Source organism: Arthrobacter sp. ov118 (genome assembly GCF_900116495.1).
Lineage (GTDB): Bacteria > Actinomycetota > Actinomycetes > Actinomycetales > Micrococcaceae > Arthrobacter.
Map to the genome: position 1 here is coordinate 150540 of NZ_FPAY01000006.1, position 18432 is coordinate 168971.

Annotated in this window: 11 protein-coding genes and 1 pseudogene; 6 read left to right on the forward strand and 6 right to left on the reverse strand. The window is 62.5% G+C overall.

Annotated features, from left to right (window positions below):
• The 4 genes and pseudogenes from BM372_RS12940 (at position 1) to BM372_RS12955 (ending at position 4378) form a co-directional block, all read left to right on the forward strand.
• Positions 1-1413, forward strand: coding sequence for an amino acid permease (locus tag BM372_RS12940; protein ID WP_090955841.1), 1413 nt, complete (start codon positions 1-3; stop codon positions 1411-1413).
• Positions 1414-1652: 239 nt separating this feature from the next.
• Positions 1653-2090 (forward strand): annotated as a pseudogene (locus tag BM372_RS12945) (amino acid permease); the annotation flags it as partial.
• Between the two features lie 155 nt (positions 2091-2245).
• Complete coding sequence (locus tag BM372_RS12950; RefSeq protein ID WP_256214248.1) at positions 2246-2827, forward strand: nitrilase-related carbon-nitrogen hydrolase; 582 nt, start codon at positions 2246-2248, stop codon at positions 2825-2827.
• Between the two features lie 549 nt (positions 2828-3376).
• Positions 3377-4378: a hypothetical protein gene (locus BM372_RS12955; protein WP_090955843.1), complete on the forward strand. Its 1002-nt coding sequence runs from the start codon at positions 3377-3379 to the stop codon at positions 4376-4378.
• 739 nt (positions 4379-5117) lie between these two features.
• On the opposite strand, the gene BM372_RS12960 is transcribed toward BM372_RS12955, so the two are convergent.
• From BM372_RS12960 to BM372_RS12980, 5 genes are all read right to left on the reverse strand, one after another.
• The gene (locus tag BM372_RS12960; RefSeq protein ID WP_256214236.1) at positions 5118-6755 is read right to left on the reverse strand and encodes an alpha-amylase family glycosyl hydrolase; all 1638 of its coding nucleotides are present in this window, start codon (positions 6753-6755) and stop codon (positions 5118-5120) included.
• The gene (locus BM372_RS12965; protein WP_090955845.1) at positions 6752-7669 is read right to left on the reverse strand and encodes a carbohydrate ABC transporter permease; all 918 of its coding nucleotides are present in this window, start codon (positions 7667-7669) and stop codon (positions 6752-6754) included. Before BM372_RS12965 ends, BM372_RS12960 begins: the two co-directional genes overlap by 4 nt.
• Positions 7666-8727 (reverse strand): carbohydrate ABC transporter permease, encoded by a 1062-nt coding sequence (locus BM372_RS12970; protein WP_177235992.1) that lies wholly within the window; start codon positions 8725-8727, stop codon positions 7666-7668. Before BM372_RS12970 ends, BM372_RS12965 begins: the two co-directional genes overlap by 4 nt.
• 155 nt (positions 8728-8882) lie before the next feature.
• Entirely contained in the window at positions 8883-10202 is a 1320-nt protein-coding gene (locus tag BM372_RS12975) for an ABC transporter substrate-binding protein (protein WP_090955847.1), read from the reverse strand.
• A gap of 107 nt (positions 10203-10309) precedes the next feature.
• Complete coding sequence (locus BM372_RS12980) at positions 10310-11362, reverse strand: LacI family DNA-binding transcriptional regulator (protein WP_177235993.1); 1053 nt, start codon at positions 11360-11362, stop codon at positions 10310-10312.
• 269 nt (positions 11363-11631) lie between these two features.
• On the opposite strand from BM372_RS12980, the gene BM372_RS20480 reads away from it, so the two are divergent.
• Complete coding sequence (locus BM372_RS20480) at positions 11632-11814, forward strand: hypothetical protein (RefSeq protein WP_143111478.1); 183 nt, start codon at positions 11632-11634, stop codon at positions 11812-11814.
• 352 nt (positions 11815-12166) lie between these two features.
• On the forward strand, positions 12167-12718 hold the full coding sequence (locus BM372_RS12985; RefSeq protein ID WP_090955849.1) for a DUF5067 domain-containing protein: 552 nt from the start codon (positions 12167-12169) through the stop codon (positions 12716-12718).
• An 833-nt stretch (positions 12719-13551) separates the two neighbouring features.
• Here BM372_RS12985 and BM372_RS12990 read toward each other — a convergent pair.
• Complete coding sequence (locus tag BM372_RS12990) at positions 13552-18405, reverse strand: DEAD/DEAH box helicase (protein ID WP_177235994.1); 4854 nt, start codon at positions 18403-18405, stop codon at positions 13552-13554.
• Between the last annotated feature and the right edge of the window lie 27 nt (positions 18406-18432).

Genomic DNA, 18432 nt, shown 5'->3' on the forward strand with positions numbered 1-18432 from the left:
ATGGAACAACAGACAAAGACGTCTGGCCGCGCACTGGGCGCCGCACTCAAACCCCGCCAGCTGACCATGATGGGGCTCGGAAGCGCCATCGGCGCGGGCCTCTTCATCGGCTCCGGCGCCGGCATCCAGGCCGCGGGCCCGGCCGTGCTGATCTCCTACCTTGTGGCCGGCACCCTTATCATCCTGGTGATGTGGGCCCTCGGCGAGATGGCCGCCGCTAATCCGGACAGCGGCGCCTTCTCCGTCTATACCGCCAAGGCCTACGGGCCGGTGGCCGGTGCCACGGTGGGCTGGCTCTGGTGGCTGCAGCTGGTGGTGGTCATCGCCGCGGAAGCGCTGGGTGCGGCAGGCCTGCTGGCCACCATCTTCCCGGCGCTGCCGGTGTGGCTGATGGCCTTTGTGTTCATCGTGGTGCTCACCGCTGTGAACCTCACCAGCGTGAAGAACTTCGGCGAGTTCGAGTTCTGGTTCGCGCTGCTCAAGGTGGCAGCAATCGTGGGATTCCTCCTGGTCGGCGCTGCCCTGCTCTTCGGCTGGCTGCCGGGCGTGCAGTCGCCGGGCCTGGCCAACTTCACCGGCGCCGGATTCGCTCCCAGCGGTTTCGCCGGTATTGCCACGGCACTCTTCGTGGTGGCGTTCGCGTTCGGCGGCACCGAGATTGTGTCCGTGGCGGCAGCTGAGACCGCCGAGCCGGCCCGCAGTGTGAAGAAGGCGGTCCGGACCGTGCTGTGGCGCATCCTGATCTTTTACATCGGTGCGATCTTCGTCATCGCGGCCGTGGTTCCCGTGGGTTCGGCGGGGCTGAAGAGCCCGTTCGCCGCCGTGTTGGACGCCGCCGGCATGCCCGGCGCCGCCACCGCCATCACCCTGGTGGCCGTGGCAGCACTGCTCTCCGCCCTCAACGCCAACCTCTACGGTGCCTCAAGGATGGCGTTCTCCCTCGCCGAGCGGGGTGAAGCGCCGCGCCTGCTTGCCTCGGTGTCCAAGGCGCAGGTACCTGTTGTCGCAGTCCTGGCCAGCGTCGCTTTTGGTGTTGTCACGGTTGTGCTGGAGCTGGCCTTCCCCGAGAAGGTGCTTCCCGTCCTGCTCAACATCGTGGGTTCGACGTGCCTGCTGGTGTGGACGTCCGCGCTCCTCGCCCAGCTCGCGCTGCGCCTCCGCGCCGACCGCCAGGGGACGGAGCTTCCCCTGCGGATGCCCGGCTTCCCGTGGCTCACGTGCATGGGTCTCCTCATCCTCGCGGCGATCTTCACGGTGGGCTTCATCGGCGAGGATTCCCGTCCCCAGCTCCTGAGTACTTTCGCACTCGTAGGGCTTCTGGCGGTGGCCAACTGGCTTCACCACCGTTCCGGCAAAGTTCCGGGCCGCATTGAATCTGAGGACCGCGATAAGCACCCGGTGCTTGTCGACTGAAATCAGGTGCTTGGACGGGGGCCGAGCACACGAAGGGCGCGTCCGGTCTGGCCGGGCGCGCCCTTGGCGTTTTGAGGTGCTGGACGATATTCGTGCTGAATGCTCCTGGGCCGGACGGCATACCCAAGTCCAGACCGGTTCCGTCTCCGACACACTGACACCTACGTCCTCCGGTCGATCGATCTCAGGGTGGGGTTCTGGTGGGCTGGGCCATCCTGCTGGACTACCTCTCCCTGCCGATGGTGATCAGGCTCATCGGCGGCTCCTACCTGAGCGCGCGGTTCCCTGGTATCCCGATCGGGGTCTGGATTGTGGGCTTCATCCTCATCACCACGGTGCTGAACATCCTGGGCATCAAGGTGGCGGACAAGGCCAACTACGTGCTGATGGCCTTCCAGATGTTGGTGATTGTGTTCTTCGTGGCGCTGTCCATCGGCAACGTGGTGTCCACCCAGGGCGCCGGCGGCCTGGCCAGCACGCAGCCGTTCTTCAACGACACCTCCAGCTTCGCCACCATCTCGTCCGGCGCCGCGATCGCCGCGTACTCGTTCCTCGGGTTCGACGCCGTCACCACCCTCACCGAGGAGACCACTAACCCGCGCAAGAACATGCCCCGCGCGATCATGCTCATCGCGCTGACCGGCGGCGGCATCTTCGTGGTGGTCTCCTACGTGACGCAGCTGGTGCACCCTGGCGGGGTCTTCGAGGATTCGGCCTCCGCGGCCAGCGCCATCGCACTGCTTCCCGGTGTACGCCACCTACGAGAAGAAGAAGGTGGACGCGACCTTCCCCCGAGGTCGCCGAGCCGCTGGACGGTCCCGTCTGCCGGGGGCTGGCCAACACCGCCCGCCGGCACCGCATTGCGCTGGTGGCGGGCGTGGTGGAAACCTCGGAGGAACAGGGCAAGGCGTACAACACCCTGGTGGCCTTCGGGCCCGACGGCGCCCGGCTCGCCTTCTACCGGAAGATCCACCTCTTCGACGCCCAGGGCTCCGAAGAATCGACGTTCATCAAGCCCGGTCCGTCTACTGATCCGGTGGTGTTTGAGGCCGGTGAAGCCAGCCACAGCCTAACGACCTGCTACGACCTGCGGTTCCCGGAGCTGGCCAGATCACTGGCCGACGCCGGCGCCCAGGTCCTGCTGGTCTGCTCCTCCTGGGTGCCGGGCAACCAAAAGACCGAGCAGTGGCTGGCGCTGAACGCGGCCCGCGCCATCGAGAACAGCGTCTACGTGGCCGGGGTGTGCCAAGCCCCGCCGGTCTCCGTTGGCCGAAGCGTGCTGGTGGATCCGATGGGGGTCATTGAAACGGACCTGGGTCTGGAGCCGGGCATGCGGCCGTGGATGTTTCGATTGAGAACCGTGACGCGGGTCAGGGAGCAGTTCCCGATGTTCCGGCAGCGGAGACTGTTGTAGCCCTGAGAGGCTGTCTCATTAACGCAGTCATCTCAGCCTTATAGAATTCAGGCTGCATCATTCGGCTGCACCCGGTCGTCCTGGCCGCGGGGCCTGGTCACAGTGGCCGCGGCCAATTTCACGGGATCGGCGCCCGTAGCGACAGCGACGAGACTGTCGGTCCTGCTGCCTCAGCTCGACGACGTCCGCTCCCCAATCGGTGGGCTGCGGGAGCCACGGTTCGGATGGACGCCCGGAGGCGTCAGCGAGAAGGGAGCCGTGGTTCAGCGCGGCGTCCCGGGTCTAGGGTAGGCCACGATGGAGCCCGGGGGCCAGACAGTGCCGAGCTCTTCGCCGCCGCCCAAACGTGTGACGGAACGGACGATGTCGTGGTTTTCCAGGTCCTACGGGGGGCCGTAAACCTGCGGTGCGGGCAGCGAGGGAGGCTCGAGCATCGGATAGGGTTCTTGCTGACACTTGTGTGTTAGAACGTCAATCAAGGTGGGCGATTGCCCTGTTCGTACGGTATTGGATCGGGCCCTGGTCCAACGCAGATAGGAAATAGTTCGGTTGAGTGAAGAGAAGGGATTCTGGCGCGAGACAGCAAGTCTTGCAAAGAAAGACCCCGCTGGCGCTATCACAGGTCTCGCAGGCTTAATTGGCGTAGTGGTCGCACTTGTTGATCTGTTCACCCCGTTCGAGTTGCCGAAGGACCTCCCTGATGAGGTCTTCCTATTCACTGTTTCCACAGTCCTGCTTAGCCTGTATACCGCCTCCCGCCTCCGGCGGGTTCGCGAAGTGGAGGAGCGACGCCGGGATGAACGCCATGGCTTGCTTCTCAACCAGCTCGAACAGCTGGTACAAGAAGCTGAACTCAGACAAGTGGTAAGTGCTGAAATTAACCCACTGCTGGTGGCTGAATTGAGCAACACCACTGGTTGGTGGTTCCGGGGCGGCTCCGGCCGCTGGTTCCGTGATCAAGTCCTGCCGACATTGGCCAACCGTTTAGAACCTCAGCCGGTTTGCGTCCAGATACTGGATCCTAGGGACGAACACCTTTGTGATCGTTATTCTTCCTATCGGAGCAGGCAGCGGGATCCTGCTGATAGGCGTGAAGACGAGTCCAACCCGAGGGAGATTCAGGCGGATTTGCTTGCGTGTATCTTGTCTGCCTGCGTCCATGCCGCTCGTTCTCGGATTACGGCCGAGATAGTCCTTCTTCGCAACTACAGCCCACTGCGCATAGACATGGGATCATCGATGCTGCTCGCGACGGTGGCGTCACAGGCGGCTCCCGCCCTAATGGCAAGACGGGATAGCTTCTTCTACAAGAGCATTAAGGACGAGTTCGAGAATGCAGCTCACGGCCATGCGGTCCTTAAACCTTCTGGAGATCATAGGAAGATCCCCGGCCCGGATGCCATGACAGCAGAATGGGCGAGGCGTGTACTGGAAGATTGCCGGGTTATGAACGGCGAGGAGGGGCAGACCTCCTTGTTGTCTGGATTTGCCAAGGCCGAAGACCTCGACTTTGAAACCATCAACAGAAAGGCCTTCGGTGGCAGGGCTTAAATCTACTGCGTCGGGAGTTAAGAACATCCTTGGCGGCGTCGGAATCGACAGCGCGTTGGCTAGAGAAATCCTTGAGGAGATGACACACGCGCTTCCCATAGTGTCCGCTACACGGCATCCGCTGGGGTTTGCTCATCTAGAACTGACCAACATCGTAGGTGGGTCATTTCGAACTCGGCTGCATCTCTGGACAAAGGAGACCGCAGCATGGGCGGACGATCTCGGCAGCCTTCACGATCACACGTGGGATCTCCGCAGTGCCGTCCTCACGGGAGGGCTGACTGACATCTACTTGGAACCGAGACAGGACCCTTCGGGGCCATTTGGTGCTTATCAGATCGAGTATGGGAATGATGGAAATACCACTGTTCAGTTGGATGGCAGATGGTCCCTCGACGAACGGGAGGTCAGGACGGTCCGACAAGGAGACATCTATGAACTTCGACCAAGGGCTGTGCACTGCACCACAGTTGAGCGCTTTCCAACTGCAACCTTGGTGATCGCGAAAGATATCGGTGGGCCAGGACCGAAAGTATTCCTCCCCGGCGCTGCAGGCGAGATGCCGGCCGGTGAGAGGGCGGAACTGGATCCGGATTGGATGCTAATGGCCTTGCGGCAGGCGGTGGAATCCTTGTCTGGACGAGCCGGAGACCGCCCGTAGGTAGGTCTCCACGCTGGGAAGGAAAAGGTGCCGTCCCGTCTCGGAAGGGAAACGTGGACGGCCCTTTTCTTGAGGCAGCTACCTCAGCACCCAGGCCGCGTTGTTCGGCTGGAGCCAGCCGTCCTGTTCCAGCGGGGCGGCGGTGAGCAGCACGGTGCCGGCGGGCAGTCTGACCGGTTCGGTTCCCATCGCGACGGCGACGAGGAAGTGCTCGTTGCGTTTGCAGATTAGGAGGTTTCCGGCCTCGACCCGCCAGCTGCCGCCGTCGTCCGCGGTGAAGACCTCGTTTTTCCACAATTGCCGGCGCAGCTCCAGCGCCGCTTTGGTGAGGTTCAGGGCTGAGTCCTGGTCCTGTTCCTGCAGCTCGATGGCGTGGGATCCCCAGTCTGCGGGCTGCGGGAGCCACGGCTCCGCCGCGGGTTCACCGAGCGAGAAGCCGTGGCTCAGGGCCGCGTTCTCTGTCCATGGCAGCGGGACGCGGGCGCCGTCGCGGCAGACGCCGCCGCGGGCCCACATCGGATCCACCCGGGCCTCCACCGGAACTTCGACCTCGGGCAGCCCGAGCTCCTGGCCCTGGTAGATGTACGCCGCTCCGGGCAGTCCCAGCAGCGCCACCAGCGCGGCCCGCGCCCGCACCCCACCGAGCTCGCCGCCGCCGAAGCGGGTGACGGAGCGGACGATGTCGTGGTTTTCCAGCGCCCACGTCGGGGCGGCACCGTGTTCCAGACGCGCCGCCTCGAGCTCGTTGCCGACGGCGGCCCACGCCTCCGGATCCCAGCCGAGTTTCACGAAAGCGAATGCGAAGGCCTGCTGCATCTCGTCGGCGCGGGTGTAGCGGGCGGCGCGGGCCGGTTCTAGGTTGACCTCGCCCACCAGCAGGCGGTGCGGCTCGTACTTCTCCGCGATGGTGCGCCAGCGGCGGTAGACCTCGTGGACGTCCTCCTGGTCGGAGACCTGCGGGTTGGATCGCAGCCCGTCCACCACCCCGCCCTCGGACGGCGAATCCGGTAGCCCGTCGGCCTTGAAAAGCGCGTGCGCCACGTCGATGCGCAGCCCGTCCACGCCCTTGTCGAACCAGAAGCGCAGCACGCCGTCGAAGTAATCGCCGACGGCGGGGTTGCGCCAGTTCCAGTCCGGCTGGCCGGCCGAGAAGAGGTGCAGGTACCAGTCAAGGTCGGTTGCAGAGTCCGGGTTGGCTCGGCTCCACGCCCGGCCGCCGAACACGCTCTGCCAGTTGTTCGGCGGCGTCTGGCCGTCGCGGCCCTGCACGAAGTGGAACATGCCCCGCTCCGGCGAACCCGGGCTGGCCGCGAGGGCCGCCCGGAAGAGCGGGTGCTCGGAGGAGCAGTGGTTGGGGACGACGTCGAGCAGGATCCGCAGGCCCAGCGCGTGCGCCTGCGCCAGGAGAGACTCGAACTGTTCCATGGTGCCGAACAGCGGGTCCACGCCGCAGTAGTCGGTCACGTCGTAGCCCTGGTCCACCTGCGGGGAGGGCTGGAACGGGGTCATCCAGATGCCGTCGACGCCGAGCGCGGCGATGTACGGCAGCCGGGCGGTGAGGCCGGCGAGGTCGCCCACGCCGTCGCCGTCGCCGTCGGCGAAGGAGCGCGGGTAGACCTCGTAGATAACGGCGGACTGCCACCAGTCGGGGGCGGGCGCGATGGTGGTTTCCTCGACAGCGCCCGCCATGGGGCCCGCCGGCAGGACGGCGCTCATTTGCTCGCCCCGGCCGTGAGGCCTTCGACGATCCGCCGCTGGAAGATCAGCACCATAATGACCAACGGTACGGTGACGATCACGCCGGCGGCCATCTGCTCACCGAACGGCGCCTGGAATTCGGTGGCGCCGGTGAACTTGGAGATCGCGACCGTGGCGGTCTGGATCTTGGGGTCGTTGATCATGGACAGCGCTATGATGAACTCGTTCCAGCTGTGGATGAAGGTCAGGATCGCGGTGGTGAACACGCCCGGCGCGGCGAGCGGCAGCAGGACGCGGCGGAACGCCTGCCACTTGGTGCAGCCGTCGATCATGGCGGCTTCCTCGAGGTCGAACGGCAGGGCCTTCATGAATGTGGTGAGGTTCCAGACCGCCAGCGGGATCGCGAAGGACAGGCTGGGGACGATCATGGCCTGGTAGGTGTTGATCCAGCCGAGGTCCGTGAAGAGGCGCAGCAGCGGCACCACCACGGAGATGCCGGGGAACATCGAGGTCGCGATGATGACGCCCAGGATCAGCGACTTGAACCGGAAGTTCAGCCGGGAGATCGCGTAGGCGGCGAATACGCCCAGGAGCAGGGCAAACACCGTGGTGGTGCCGGCCACGATCAGGGAGTTCAGCAGGGCCTGGCCGAACATGGTGGAGCCGTCGAACACCTTGACGTAGTTCTCCAGCGAGAACGGCGCCGGCAGCAGGGTGTTGTCGAAAATGTCGGCGGTGCGGCGCAGGCTGGAGACCAGCATCCAGTAGAACGGCGCCAGGCAGTAGGCGAAGATCAGCGCCAGGCCCAGGTACACGGAGTAGGAGCGCCAGGTGCGCTGCGCTTTCGGTTTGCCGGGTACGACGGCGTCAGTCGCCCCGGGTGTGCCGGCGCCGGAGTCCGTGGCGGCGTTGCGGAGGTCGGAGATGGTCATCGGGTGGCCTCGGCCTTCTTCTGTTCGGCGATTTCCTGTTCAGCGATAGGCCGCGTGCGGGTTGCCTTGGTGCGGGACTTCTTCGAGATCAGTTTCAGCTCCTTGGCGCCGGTGACGTCGGCGCCGAGCACCTTGACGAACACGATCGCGACGAGGGCGACGTAGAGGAACAGCATCACGGCGAACGCGGAGGCGGAGCCGTAGCGGAGCTGGTTGGATTCGTCCCAGGCCAGCATGGACAGGGTCTCCACGGACTCCTTGCCCGGGCCCACCAGGACGAAGGGCAGATCGAACATGCGCAGCGCGTCGAGCATGCGGAACAGCACGGCGACCAGAAGGGTGGGCTTGACCAGCGGCAGGGTGATGGAGCCGAGCTGGCGCCACCAGCCGGCGCCGTCGATCCTGGCCGCCTCGTAGACTTCGGCGGGGATGACCTGCATGCCGGCGAGGACCAGCAGGCCGATGAACGGGGCGGTCTTCCAGACCTCGGCGATGATGATGGCCGCACGGGAGGCGTTGCCCTCGGCGGTCCAGAGGATTTCGCTGCCGAGCAGGGTGTTGGCGATGCCGTCGGACTGGAAGATCCAGCGCCACAGCAGGCCGGAGACGGCGGTGGGCACCGCCCAGGGGACCAGGATGCTGGCGCGCAGGAAGGACCGACCGCGGAAGGCGCGGTTCATGGCCAGGGCCAGGCAGAGGCCCAGGACGGTCTCGAGGAACACGGTGGTGACGGTGAAGAACGTGGTGTTGCCGAGCGCGTTGAGGAAGCGGCGCCCGGATTCGCCGACGAACAGGTCGGCGTAGTTGGCCAGGCCCACGAAGGCGTCGACGTCGGTGACGAAGCCGTCCGCGTCCAGGCCAGATTCGGCGCGGAACAGGGACTGGTGCACCGCGGAGAGCAGCGGGTACAGGATAACCAGGGCCAGGACCAGGAGGGTGGGGGAGAGGAGGAGGGCGGCCATGCGGCCTTCGCCGGCGGTGCGCTGGGCGCGCCTGCGGGGCTTGGGGGTTTCCGGCGCGGGCTGCACGCCGGCGGGCGGGGCGGTCGTCGTCGTCATTTTCGGAACCTAACTGGGGACCTAAGAAGGGGATCCTGCGGAGCTAAAGAAAGTTAAAGAAAAAGGGTGGCGGCTGCCGGGCCGGCCGGAAGGATCCGGCCGGCCCGATGCCGCTGAGAGTGCTGTAGTACGCGGTGTTGCTAGAAGGGTGCGGACTACTTGGAGGCGAGCTCGGTGAGCTTGGCCTGCATGTCGTTCAGCGCCGTGTCCGTGTCCTTCTTGCCGGTGATCGCGGCGTAGGCCTCTTCCTGGATCGCCTTGGTGGTGGCGCCGTACTGGACCACCTTGGGGCGCGGCTGGGCGTTGCTGAGCGACTTCAGCAGGGTGGGGAAGAACGGGCGCTTGGCGACGACGGCGGGATCCTCGAAGAGGGACGCGTACACCGGGGCGCGGGAGCTCAGCGCGAGGCGCTTCTGGGCCTGCTCCTCGCTGGTGAAGAACTTGATGAACTCCAGCGCGGTGGCCTTGTTCTTGGTGAACGGGGAGACGGCGAGGTTGCGGCCGCCCAGGGTGGAGACGCCGGGGCCGTCGGTGCCCGGGATGGACGTGACGCCGAACTTGCCGGCCACCTTGCTGGAGCCGTCAGTGGCGCTCAGCGAGGAGTAGAGGAAGGGCCAGTTGCGCAGGAAGACGAGCTTGCCGTCCTGGAATGCGCGGCGGCCCTGCTCTTCGAGGTAGGTGATGGCGTCGGAGGGGAAGAGGCCTTCCTTGAAGCCGTCCACCAGCAGGTTCAGGCCCTTCTTGGCCTCGGCGGTGTTGACGGTGGGCTTGCCGTCGGCGTCGACGATCGAGCCGCCGGCGGAGGCCACGGCCTCGGAGAAGTTGACCGTGAGGGCCTCGTTCTTGTCGAACTGGCCGGCGTAGCAGGACATGCCCTTGGCTTCCGGAAGCGCCAGGACGGCCTTGCAGGCGGTCTTCATCTCGTCCCAGGTCTTGGGCGGGGCGGCGATGCCGGCGGCCTTGAGCAGGTCGGAGCGGAAGTAGAACAGCGCGCCGTCGGTGTAGTACGGGGCGGCGTAGAGGGTGTCGCGGTACTTGGCGGCGTTGACGGGGCCGGGGATCATCTTGTCGGTGGGGACGGCGTCGGCCGGGAGCGGCAGGATCCACTTGTTGGCGGCGAACTCGGAGTTCCAGACGACGTCCAGGTTCAGCACGCTGAAGGTGTCCGACTTGATTTGGGCGTTCTGGATGAGCTGCTGGCGCTGCTGGTCCGCGGAGTCGGGCAGTTCGATGAACGTGACCTTCTCCTCCGGGTGGGCGGCGTTCCATTCCTCGATGCTCTTGTTCGCGGCCTTGGAGGAGTCACGGGAGGAGACGTAGTTGATGGGCCCCTTGCCCTCGAACGCCGCGGCGGCGCTCGGGGCGCTCTTGGCCTCGCGGGCGGTTCCGCCGCAGCCGGTGAGGGCGACGGCGGCCACGGTCAGGGTGGCGGTGGTGGTGAGAAGAGTCTGCCAGGTGCGGCGGCGCTGCCTCATGTGTTGCTCCTTGGTTTTCTTGGTTTGGTGCGTGCTGAAGTCCGGCTCCGGGCATGCGGATGCCGCGGGCCGTTGGTGGGTAAATCTGTGGGGGTTGGTCGGCCGGGTTAGCCGACCGGTTCCAGGGTGCCGGTTTCGGGGGTTGCGGGTGCCGCCCGCGTGTTCACGGGTGGGGTCGGCGGTGGCTCGGCAAGGGGCGCGGTGGAGCCGCGCTCGATGAGCCGGTGCGGCATAATCTTTGGTCCGAGGTCGCGGGAGCGGAGCAGTTTCTTGACCGCCATCCGTCCCATCTCCTCGAGCGGCTGGGCCATGGTGCTCAGCGGCGGGTTCACGTGCCGGGAGGTGGAAGTGTTGTCGAAGCCGAGGACGGAGACGTCTTCCGGCACCCGGAGGCCACGCCGCTGCAGTTCATTGACGACGGCGGCGCCCATCTCGTCGCTGACCGCGAAGATCGCGGTGAGGCCGGGATCCTGCCGTAGCAGTTCGTCGACGCCGGGGGCGCCGCTTTCGTAGAAGAAGGTCCCGGTGGCGGTGACCGGCGTGCATTTGGCCTCGGCCATGGCGCGGAGGTAGCCGCGCTGGCGGGGCTGGGCCACGTAGACCGACGCCGGGTCCCCGGCGAGCAGGCCGATGCGCCGGTGGCCGAGCCGCAGCAGGTGACGGGTCGCGTCGTAGGCTGCCTGCTCGTCGTCGATCGCCACGCTGGGCGAGCCCGACTTGTCGCTGATGGCGACGGAGATGATGGGGACACTGGGCCCCAGCAGCTGCCGGGTCTCCGGCGTGATCACCGCGGAGATGAGGATGACGCCGGCGGCCCGGTAGGTGCGCAGGGTCCGAAGATAGCCGGCGATGTAGGCCGACTTGGCGCCGGTACGGCCGAGCATCACGGCATAGCCGCGTTCTTGCGCTTCCTCCTCGACGCCCTGCATCACCTGGGAGGCGAGGGCATCCGAAACCATGGGCGCGAGGAGCCCGATGACGGACGTCTGCCGGGTCTTCAGGCCCCGGGCCAGGGAGTCCGTTTCGTAGCTGAGGCTCCTGACCGCTTTTTCGACCCGTTCCCTTGTTTCGTCGGAGTAGCCGACCAGGCCGTTGACCACGCGGGAAACAGTGGCGGGGGAGACGCCGGCGTGCTTGGCGACATCGCGGATGGTTGCCACTGTTCCTCCTCCCTGAGGGTGTCTGCTGGTTGCGTACGCCGTCATGATGACAGTCACGCAAACGGTTTACGTAAACGGTTTCGTTCGGTGCAGGTTCAACAGTAGGGGGTGGGTGCGGGATCGCGTTGCGTTTCGTAAACGATGGATTCGAGACGGGCGGGGCTAAAACTTTCGCGAGGCATCTGCCTGTTCAGATGAGGTATCGACCTCTGGGCGCTCGCGGCCAACTCACGTCTGACGTGACCAGGTCGCCGGCTACACTCAGGGTTGTGGCTACATATGAACCTGCCGAAATCGCTCGGGAACTCGGCTACACCGACGAGCACCGCCCGGGAAAAGTCATCCGGGACTATCTTCGTAAGAAGTACCCGGACCACCCGAAGTACCAGCGGTGGGTGCTCGATGAAATTCAGGCCGCCGATGTTCGCGTCAACGTCCCTCGGAAGCGCTGACTCTTGGCGCCCGACGGCCGATCCCCAGCTGGACAACCGGGCGTGCCATTTGCCCCTAAAGTTCACGGTAGTGCCGGCGGCCCGCCACGACTTGAACGGCTTCATCTGATCGACATCCCTAATGATCCCGTTGCCTCGGCTGTTGACGCCGCGCCGTATCGCACCGTATATGATGTCGCGGCTTGATCCAATGGTGCCATTTAGCAATCCCTGCCCCTTTAGCTGGACTACTGCTGTGCACACTCAACCAATAGTCATCAAAAGGCGGGCGGACTCGGGGCTATAATTCGGTCGGTACACTGAAGTGTAAATATTTGCTTGCTTAGCAAGCGGGGGATAAAGGAAGTTTTAGATGAAGAAGTCTTTGGTGCTGCTTGCGTGCGCTTCGGTTGCTCTGGTGCTGGGTGGGTGCGGTGCGCCGTCTGCCCAGAGCAGTAACTCAAGTACCAACAGTTCGGCGAGTGCGAGCCCGACACAGGCCATTTCGACAAGTGATTCGTACTTTAAAGAGGGCGTACTTACTACACCGCAGGTGAAAATTGCCATCACGGCTCACAAGATCATTCCAGTGGGCGAGAAGGGCAATGAATACGGAAAAAAGCCTGTCATTGCGTTTTGGTACAAAACTACAAACCTAGCTGGCAAAGACGTCAGTCCGATGAACTTCCTGTATGCCATCACGGCCTATCAAGACAATAATCCAAACGCAGAAAACAAGCTTGAGGTTGGGTCTCTGCCCGATGACCGGTTTCTAAGCAGCCAGACGGAAAAGATCAAGAAGGGCGGAACGGTTGAAAACGCCATTGCCTATGAACTTGATGATGAGACAACTGCTGTAGATCTCGTCGCATCAAGCGATCTTGGTGCGACCGAAATCGGCAAGGTGACATACAAACTGAAGTAGCAAGACGCTTTTCTGAGGAAAGTGGTCGCAGACGCCCCGTTGGTCCACTCTTGAGTTCGACAAGTCAGATGCTTTCACGCCATTGACAAGAACCTGGCGGCCAGTTTAGACGGCTGTGGACTTGATCGACCGGGGCAATCAAGTCCACAGCCGTTTTACCGACGTAGCCGGTCAGCTCGCCACCTTCGTGCCTCGCCTCGCCTCGGCGAAGCATTATGCAGGCTGTTGATAAGCGTTGAACGGCGGCTACGTGGCCGGGGGTGTGCCAGGCCACGCCCATCTCCCTTCGTCGCAGCGTGCTGGCGCATCCGATGGGAGTCATTGAAGCGGACCTTGGCCTGGAAGCCGGGCGTGCTTGGGACGGTGGTGCGGGTCAGGGGGCAGTTCCCGATGTTCCGGCAGCGGCGGCTGGCGTAGGGCTACTTCTTCCCGTTTTTCTTGAAGGTTTCTGCCACTTGCTGGTATGCGTGTTTGGCCTCGCGGCTCGTTGCTGTCGCATATACGATCTGCTGGCATCGTTCCACTACTTCGGGCGTGTCAGGCGACGTCGACCTGAGCCACAGCTTGAATGGTGGCGCGGCAAGTACGAGCTCATCTGCATTTTCACTACTGGATCCTTGCACCACAGGCTGGGAGCCCCCCATATCCTCATCGATCCTGCGCCTCGCTGTGCTCGGCCATGTGCGGCTACCAAAGTCCCTCTAGTTGCCGAGGCCGGCCCCATCATGCCAGTATCCGGTTGATGCTGGCGGGCCACGCCCGCTGCACTTCCGTGCCCGTGGACCCAGCGGGGAAGGCGAAGCAATCGCAAGTAGGAGCTTTTCTCGATTTTCTCAGCCGAAAATTGGGAAATCGAAGCCACTCCTGATTGGTTGGCGCACAATCTTATCTATTCGCGGCTCGTCTCCCGCGCCAAGTAATCCGGGGATGGCCGTCGCGCCCCCGTGCAGTGGCGCATCTGTCCGCTCCGGTTGTGACCTCAGGGCCCGTGTTACCGGAGGTTCGTGATCGCGGGTAGCCGAAAGCGGTTGCTCGCTGCCCCAGAGAAAGTCGAGCTTCTTGAACGCGAGATCCTCACCAAACTCTCCGAAAGTGTCAGTGAAGTTCACGACCAAGCACTTTTTGCTACCTCCGTTGGATGGCCCTCGTAGCCCCCGACCGACCATTTGCAGATAGGCATTGGGGCTGAACGTGGGTCTGCCAACATAGAGGGCGCGAACGTTGGGTGCATCAAAACCGCGAGTGAACAGATCGCAGTTCACGAGAACACGAGTTTCGCCTCGGCGAAACTTTTCAACTTCCCTTCGGCGAACGGCGGGGGTTGATTCACCACTCAAGGCCACAGCCGACACACCTCGAATTTGCAGCAGGGCAGCGAGGATTCGCGCCGATTGAACTGACGGAGTGAAGACCAATGCGGGCCAGTCGTCAGGCAGTTCAATGATGTGTGTCAAAAGGGTCCGCATTCTGTTCTGGTCCTGGGCGATACGGCTCATCACGCTCTGAGGGATGAGCCCCTGTGACTTCAGCCGGCTCAGTTCGTCGCCCAGCAATTCCACGCGGGACCCGGGAAGGATCTCGTGTGTGACCGTGGACAGAATGCCCCTCGATTGCAGCTCCTTCGTGGGGTCTGACGCCCTCATGGCCAGCTTCCGGTGCCCGAAGAAGGCGGCAAGTTCGAAAGTGGCATCCACGTTGTTTCCTCTAAAAGGCGTAGCCGTGAGACCTAGTAGTGGTAGGGCGCATTCGTTCTCATTGATTCCCAGCGCTCTTAGAAATACGCGGTAGTTCTTACCCATGGCTAAATGTGCCTCATCCACGATGACCATGGAAGTCTCGCGGCGGAGCCAGCTGCTGTAGTCCTCTCCGATTTGTCTTGCCAGTTTCGCGTCGGTCGCGATGACAATGCGGGATCCCCCACCGGGATCCTCACCGAGATCGTTGATTCCCCAAAATCTGTGGATATCCAAACGACGATCGTCACCGTAGGCCCGCCACAGCGACTCGAAAGTTTGCAATGCCTGCTCACAAAGCTCATCAGACTGAGCAACCCAAAGTACCGCCGAGTTGATCTCCTGGGACTTCATCATTTCAACAACGGCCTGGGCGGCCGTTCGTGTCTTGCCTGCACCGGTGGGGAGGTGGAGCATGCCCCTCCCCTTGGAGGCCACCAAAGCCTTGACCTCGTCGACAAGTTCGCGTTGATAGTCATGGAGCGGTTCCACTTTGGTAGGGCCCGGAACAGAGATACGCGGTTCCCGCGCCTTGCCTGGCTCCCCGGCAAATTCCACAGCGAATCCGAGGTCTATGACAAATCGCCGTGCCGCCGTGCTTCCGCTCCACCGATACGGCGGCTCAAATCCAACGATGGACAGCTCATTGGACAACTCCTCCAAAGCTGATTCTCCGAAAACGCTGCTGAAGAGCTGCGGAACTTCTAAGTCAGCATCTGGACCGGATTGGCCGATGAGAGCGATGAGTCCCACGGGCAACATCTTTTCCATCACTCCAACGGAAACCAGGGCAGAGAGCTTGGACGGGACGTCGTCGGCTTCCCGGCAACGCCTTCTGCGACGTTCGGCTTCGATGCTCAGCGAGGACCGGAGAATGCCTTCCTGCATTCGTTCGTCCAGGTCGAGGTTGGTTGCGCGAACAAGCCGCCGCAGGATTTCTGGGTCTGTGAGTTCTTCGGAGAAAAATAGAACATCGTTGTCCAGCGCTGAGTCTGTAGCTGCCGAAAGGGTGCCGGCCGGTGATTGCCAGGAATACTGTACTGCCTTGCATTGCACCAAACTGACTGACCTCAGGGCATCGCGGGTTTTCGGATGAGTCCGAAGCCGGCCGAAGCGGTCGAAGACCGTTTCGGGAACGCCCGCACCCTCCGTGAGGACCGTAAGTGCGAGACCTGCTCGGAGATCAGCAAACGCATTTTGCTCGATCAGATCTTCGTAGTCTTCCGTACGGTGACACGCGACGAAGGGAGCGCCAATTCCCGCCACAAATTCCGCTTCTGCCTGAGAGCGCACAACGAGCACAATTTGAGCGCTGAAGTTCGTTGAACGGCGAGCGATCGACGCGGCTATATTGCACTCATCGAGTAGGTTGCCTAGTGAACGGCATGCTGCTGCGAGAAATTCTCCCAGTACCCAAGGGTCGGTCTCCGAGGTCAAGCGAGACAATCCCTCACGGAACAAATCCTGCGTCACGGTGCTGAGATCCGATGGCATTGAGCTGGTGGAGACTGCAAGCTCAGTGACCACGGGAAGTACTTTCCCAAATCGCATGAGAGAGGTCGCCACCGAGGTATTTAGCGGGCGCTCGCCCCATGTTGTGCGGGCTGAACCATACCTGTCCACGGCCCAAAGATGAGGCGCTTGCACGACGATTTTTTCTGAACCCGTCTCGGTCCGGGCAAAGAAGTTCGAGTAGGTCCACTCTTTCTTCGCGGCGATCTGTAGAAGGCTGAGAGTCCATTGCGCCAAAGACTCCCAGTCTTCGTCTCGTCGGAACGCGGTAAGAGGCCACAGCGGCCCGAGGCCTGCGTCCTGATTAAATTCCAGAAATGAAGAATGGCTGGCGTACTTCTTGGTGAACTCTTGGTCGGCAAACTGTTTATACTCATGAAAAACGCTGTCGTTTGCGAGATGCGTTACTGAGGTGAGTGTTGGACTTCCTGTAACTCCAAGGAGTGACAGAAGCGAGTGCCATTCTGCGGCAAACGCTGGTCCTACCGTAATCGAAGGATTCCGAGGCGTTACGAAACCTGGGGAAAGGAGCACTTTTGGGCTTCTCCATAATCCATCGCCCGCGTGGACGCGTAAGTCAGGCTGCCTTTTCCAGTATTCAACTATCGCGGCGATCGATTCCTCTTTCGATAACTGGCTCGCTGTTTGCCAAAATGCACTCCAATCTTCATGCGTCCACGGTCTTTTGTTCTTTTCTAGGAGCAGGCGGAACTGTCTCTCAATTGTCAACTGCTCGAAACCGAGTAGTTGCAGTGCCTCTGGGGCGCCAGGTAAACGCAGGAAATTAGCATCGACTCGTCCGGTACCCATCAATGCCCTCGGAATCTCTGACGCAATGAAGACGGTGTCGGTCGCATCGGCCCTAGCCAGTCGACCTCCAGACGTGGGCACGGCGAGGACTTTAGTTCCTTGGGAAGCCAGTTTGTCGTCGCTGAAAGTAGTCAGGAGGAGCAATGCGCTGAGACAGGATTGGAGATCTGTTCGGCGCACCATCTGCTCGAGCCACTCAGCCAGCCGTCTCTCATTCGCCTGCTTGGCTCCGAAACCGCGCACGAGGCCCCGGAGCCGCGAACGGCGGGTGTCATTGCGATAGCAGGTCCAATGAGCGCACGAGTCCGGCGTATACGTGCTGGAGGCCCACGTTTTGACGTGATCCTCCGTCAGCTTTAGGTCCAGATTCGGCAATCGGACACTCCCTGGTTTTCTGTAGTTCCCGCTACAGTCGGGTACACAGACGTAGTCCTTGGCGATGCGACGAATGTGCCGGGACAGCTCCCGGTCATAGTGGAATGTTGTGTCTGCTGGCTCCACTGGTAGGTACTCAAGCGACCGGCCGGGGTCCTCGCTTGTCCCTAAATGAGAAACCGTTTCAAGGATGAGCTCCGCAAAGGTAGCAATGATTTCGTCGTTGAACCTGCTGACAAGAAGGCCGGTACGATCGTCACTGATATGCCATGGCGCACTGAGGATTCCTCGCGCGGTAGTCTGATCCTTCAGCGGGAACACAGCTGAGAAGTGACCGCGGCTGGTGGTCTCTTCCGGAGCGGCGTAGGACAAGAGAATCTTCGGGCGCGCAATTGCCTTGGGAACAGTTGCCAGCGCCTCCGTCGACGGGTACATGACTTTGGAGTGAACGCGCCAGCGCGAATGCTGATGATCGTTGCGGCTGATAGTGGCCCATCCATCAGCTCCAGCTGCCACTGCCAACACTTGCTCTGACTGTTCAAGCGCGGTGCGTCGCGTAACGGTAAGGGTGCGGACCATCGGCATGAACAAGAGGATGTTTGGCTCGAGTGCCGCGATGCCCTTTTCCGCCAGCTCGGGACCCGCCTCCAAGGGGAGTCTGATGATCGTAGAGGCCCAGTCGGCGAGTTGGGCAAGGTCAGGATCGTTTTCAAATGCCCGAATGGGATCGAGTAGCCATCCCAAGCGAAGCAAGGGGATTGATGCGTCATTGACTCCCGCTGCAGTGAGCCTTTGTCGCGAAATCTCCCGGTCGAATGAGAAGCTGACAGATCGGCTGATGACTTCCGGCTTGCTGGTTACCGCCAAGACGGACTTGAAGCCCAAACCGAACCGCCCAAGGTCCTCGTTGGACTTGCCGCTCATGTGGGAATTCAGGATTGCGATCATTCCGTCGTTGGTGAGCGGTTCGCCGTCGTTGGCGCAATAGAGGTAGTTGTCGGTGAGAAGCAGCTGAAGCCGCCCAGCTGAAGGCCCAGACATGGCGTCGGCCGAATTCTGTATGAGTTCTGGGATGAGCCGTTGCCCGTAGCTTCCCGCGCGGTACCCATCCTCCTCATTAAAATGCTCCAGAAGTAGCTTGGGTTTGGCGGCGTACGAGTTAATGGTTTCACCCTGTTCGCGCTCAAGCGACTCCCGAAGTTCGGGGTTACCCGCCCAGTCAGTAGCCACACGGCTCACGACTTTGGACTGAGTCATTTTGGACATATGGCTTCAATTCCCCCT

Coding starts and splice junctions, on each gene's coding strand:
- BM372_RS12940 (WP_090955841.1), top strand. CDS start 1: ATGGAACAACAGACAAAGACGTCTGGCCGCGCACTGGGCGCCGCACTC.
- BM372_RS12960 (WP_256214236.1), bottom strand. CDS start 6,755: ATGAGCGCCGTCCTGCCGGCGGGCCCCATGGCGGGCGCTGTCGAGGAA.
- BM372_RS12965 (WP_090955845.1), bottom strand. CDS start 7,669: ATGACCATCTCCGACCTCCGCAACGCCGCCACGGACTCCGGCGCCGGC.
- BM372_RS12970 (WP_177235992.1), bottom strand. CDS start 8,727: ATGACGACGACGACCGCCCCGCCCGCCGGCGTGCAGCCCGCGCCGGAA.
- BM372_RS12975 (WP_090955847.1), bottom strand. CDS start 10,202: ATGAGGCAGCGCCGCCGCACCTGGCAGACTCTTCTCACCACCACCGCC.
- BM372_RS12985 (WP_090955849.1), top strand. CDS start 12,167: ATGAAGAAGTCTTTGGTGCTGCTTGCGTGCGCTTCGGTTGCTCTGGTG.
- BM372_RS12990 (WP_177235994.1), bottom strand. CDS start 18,405: ATGACTCAGTCCAAAGTCGTGAGCCGTGTGGCTACTGACTGGGCGGGT.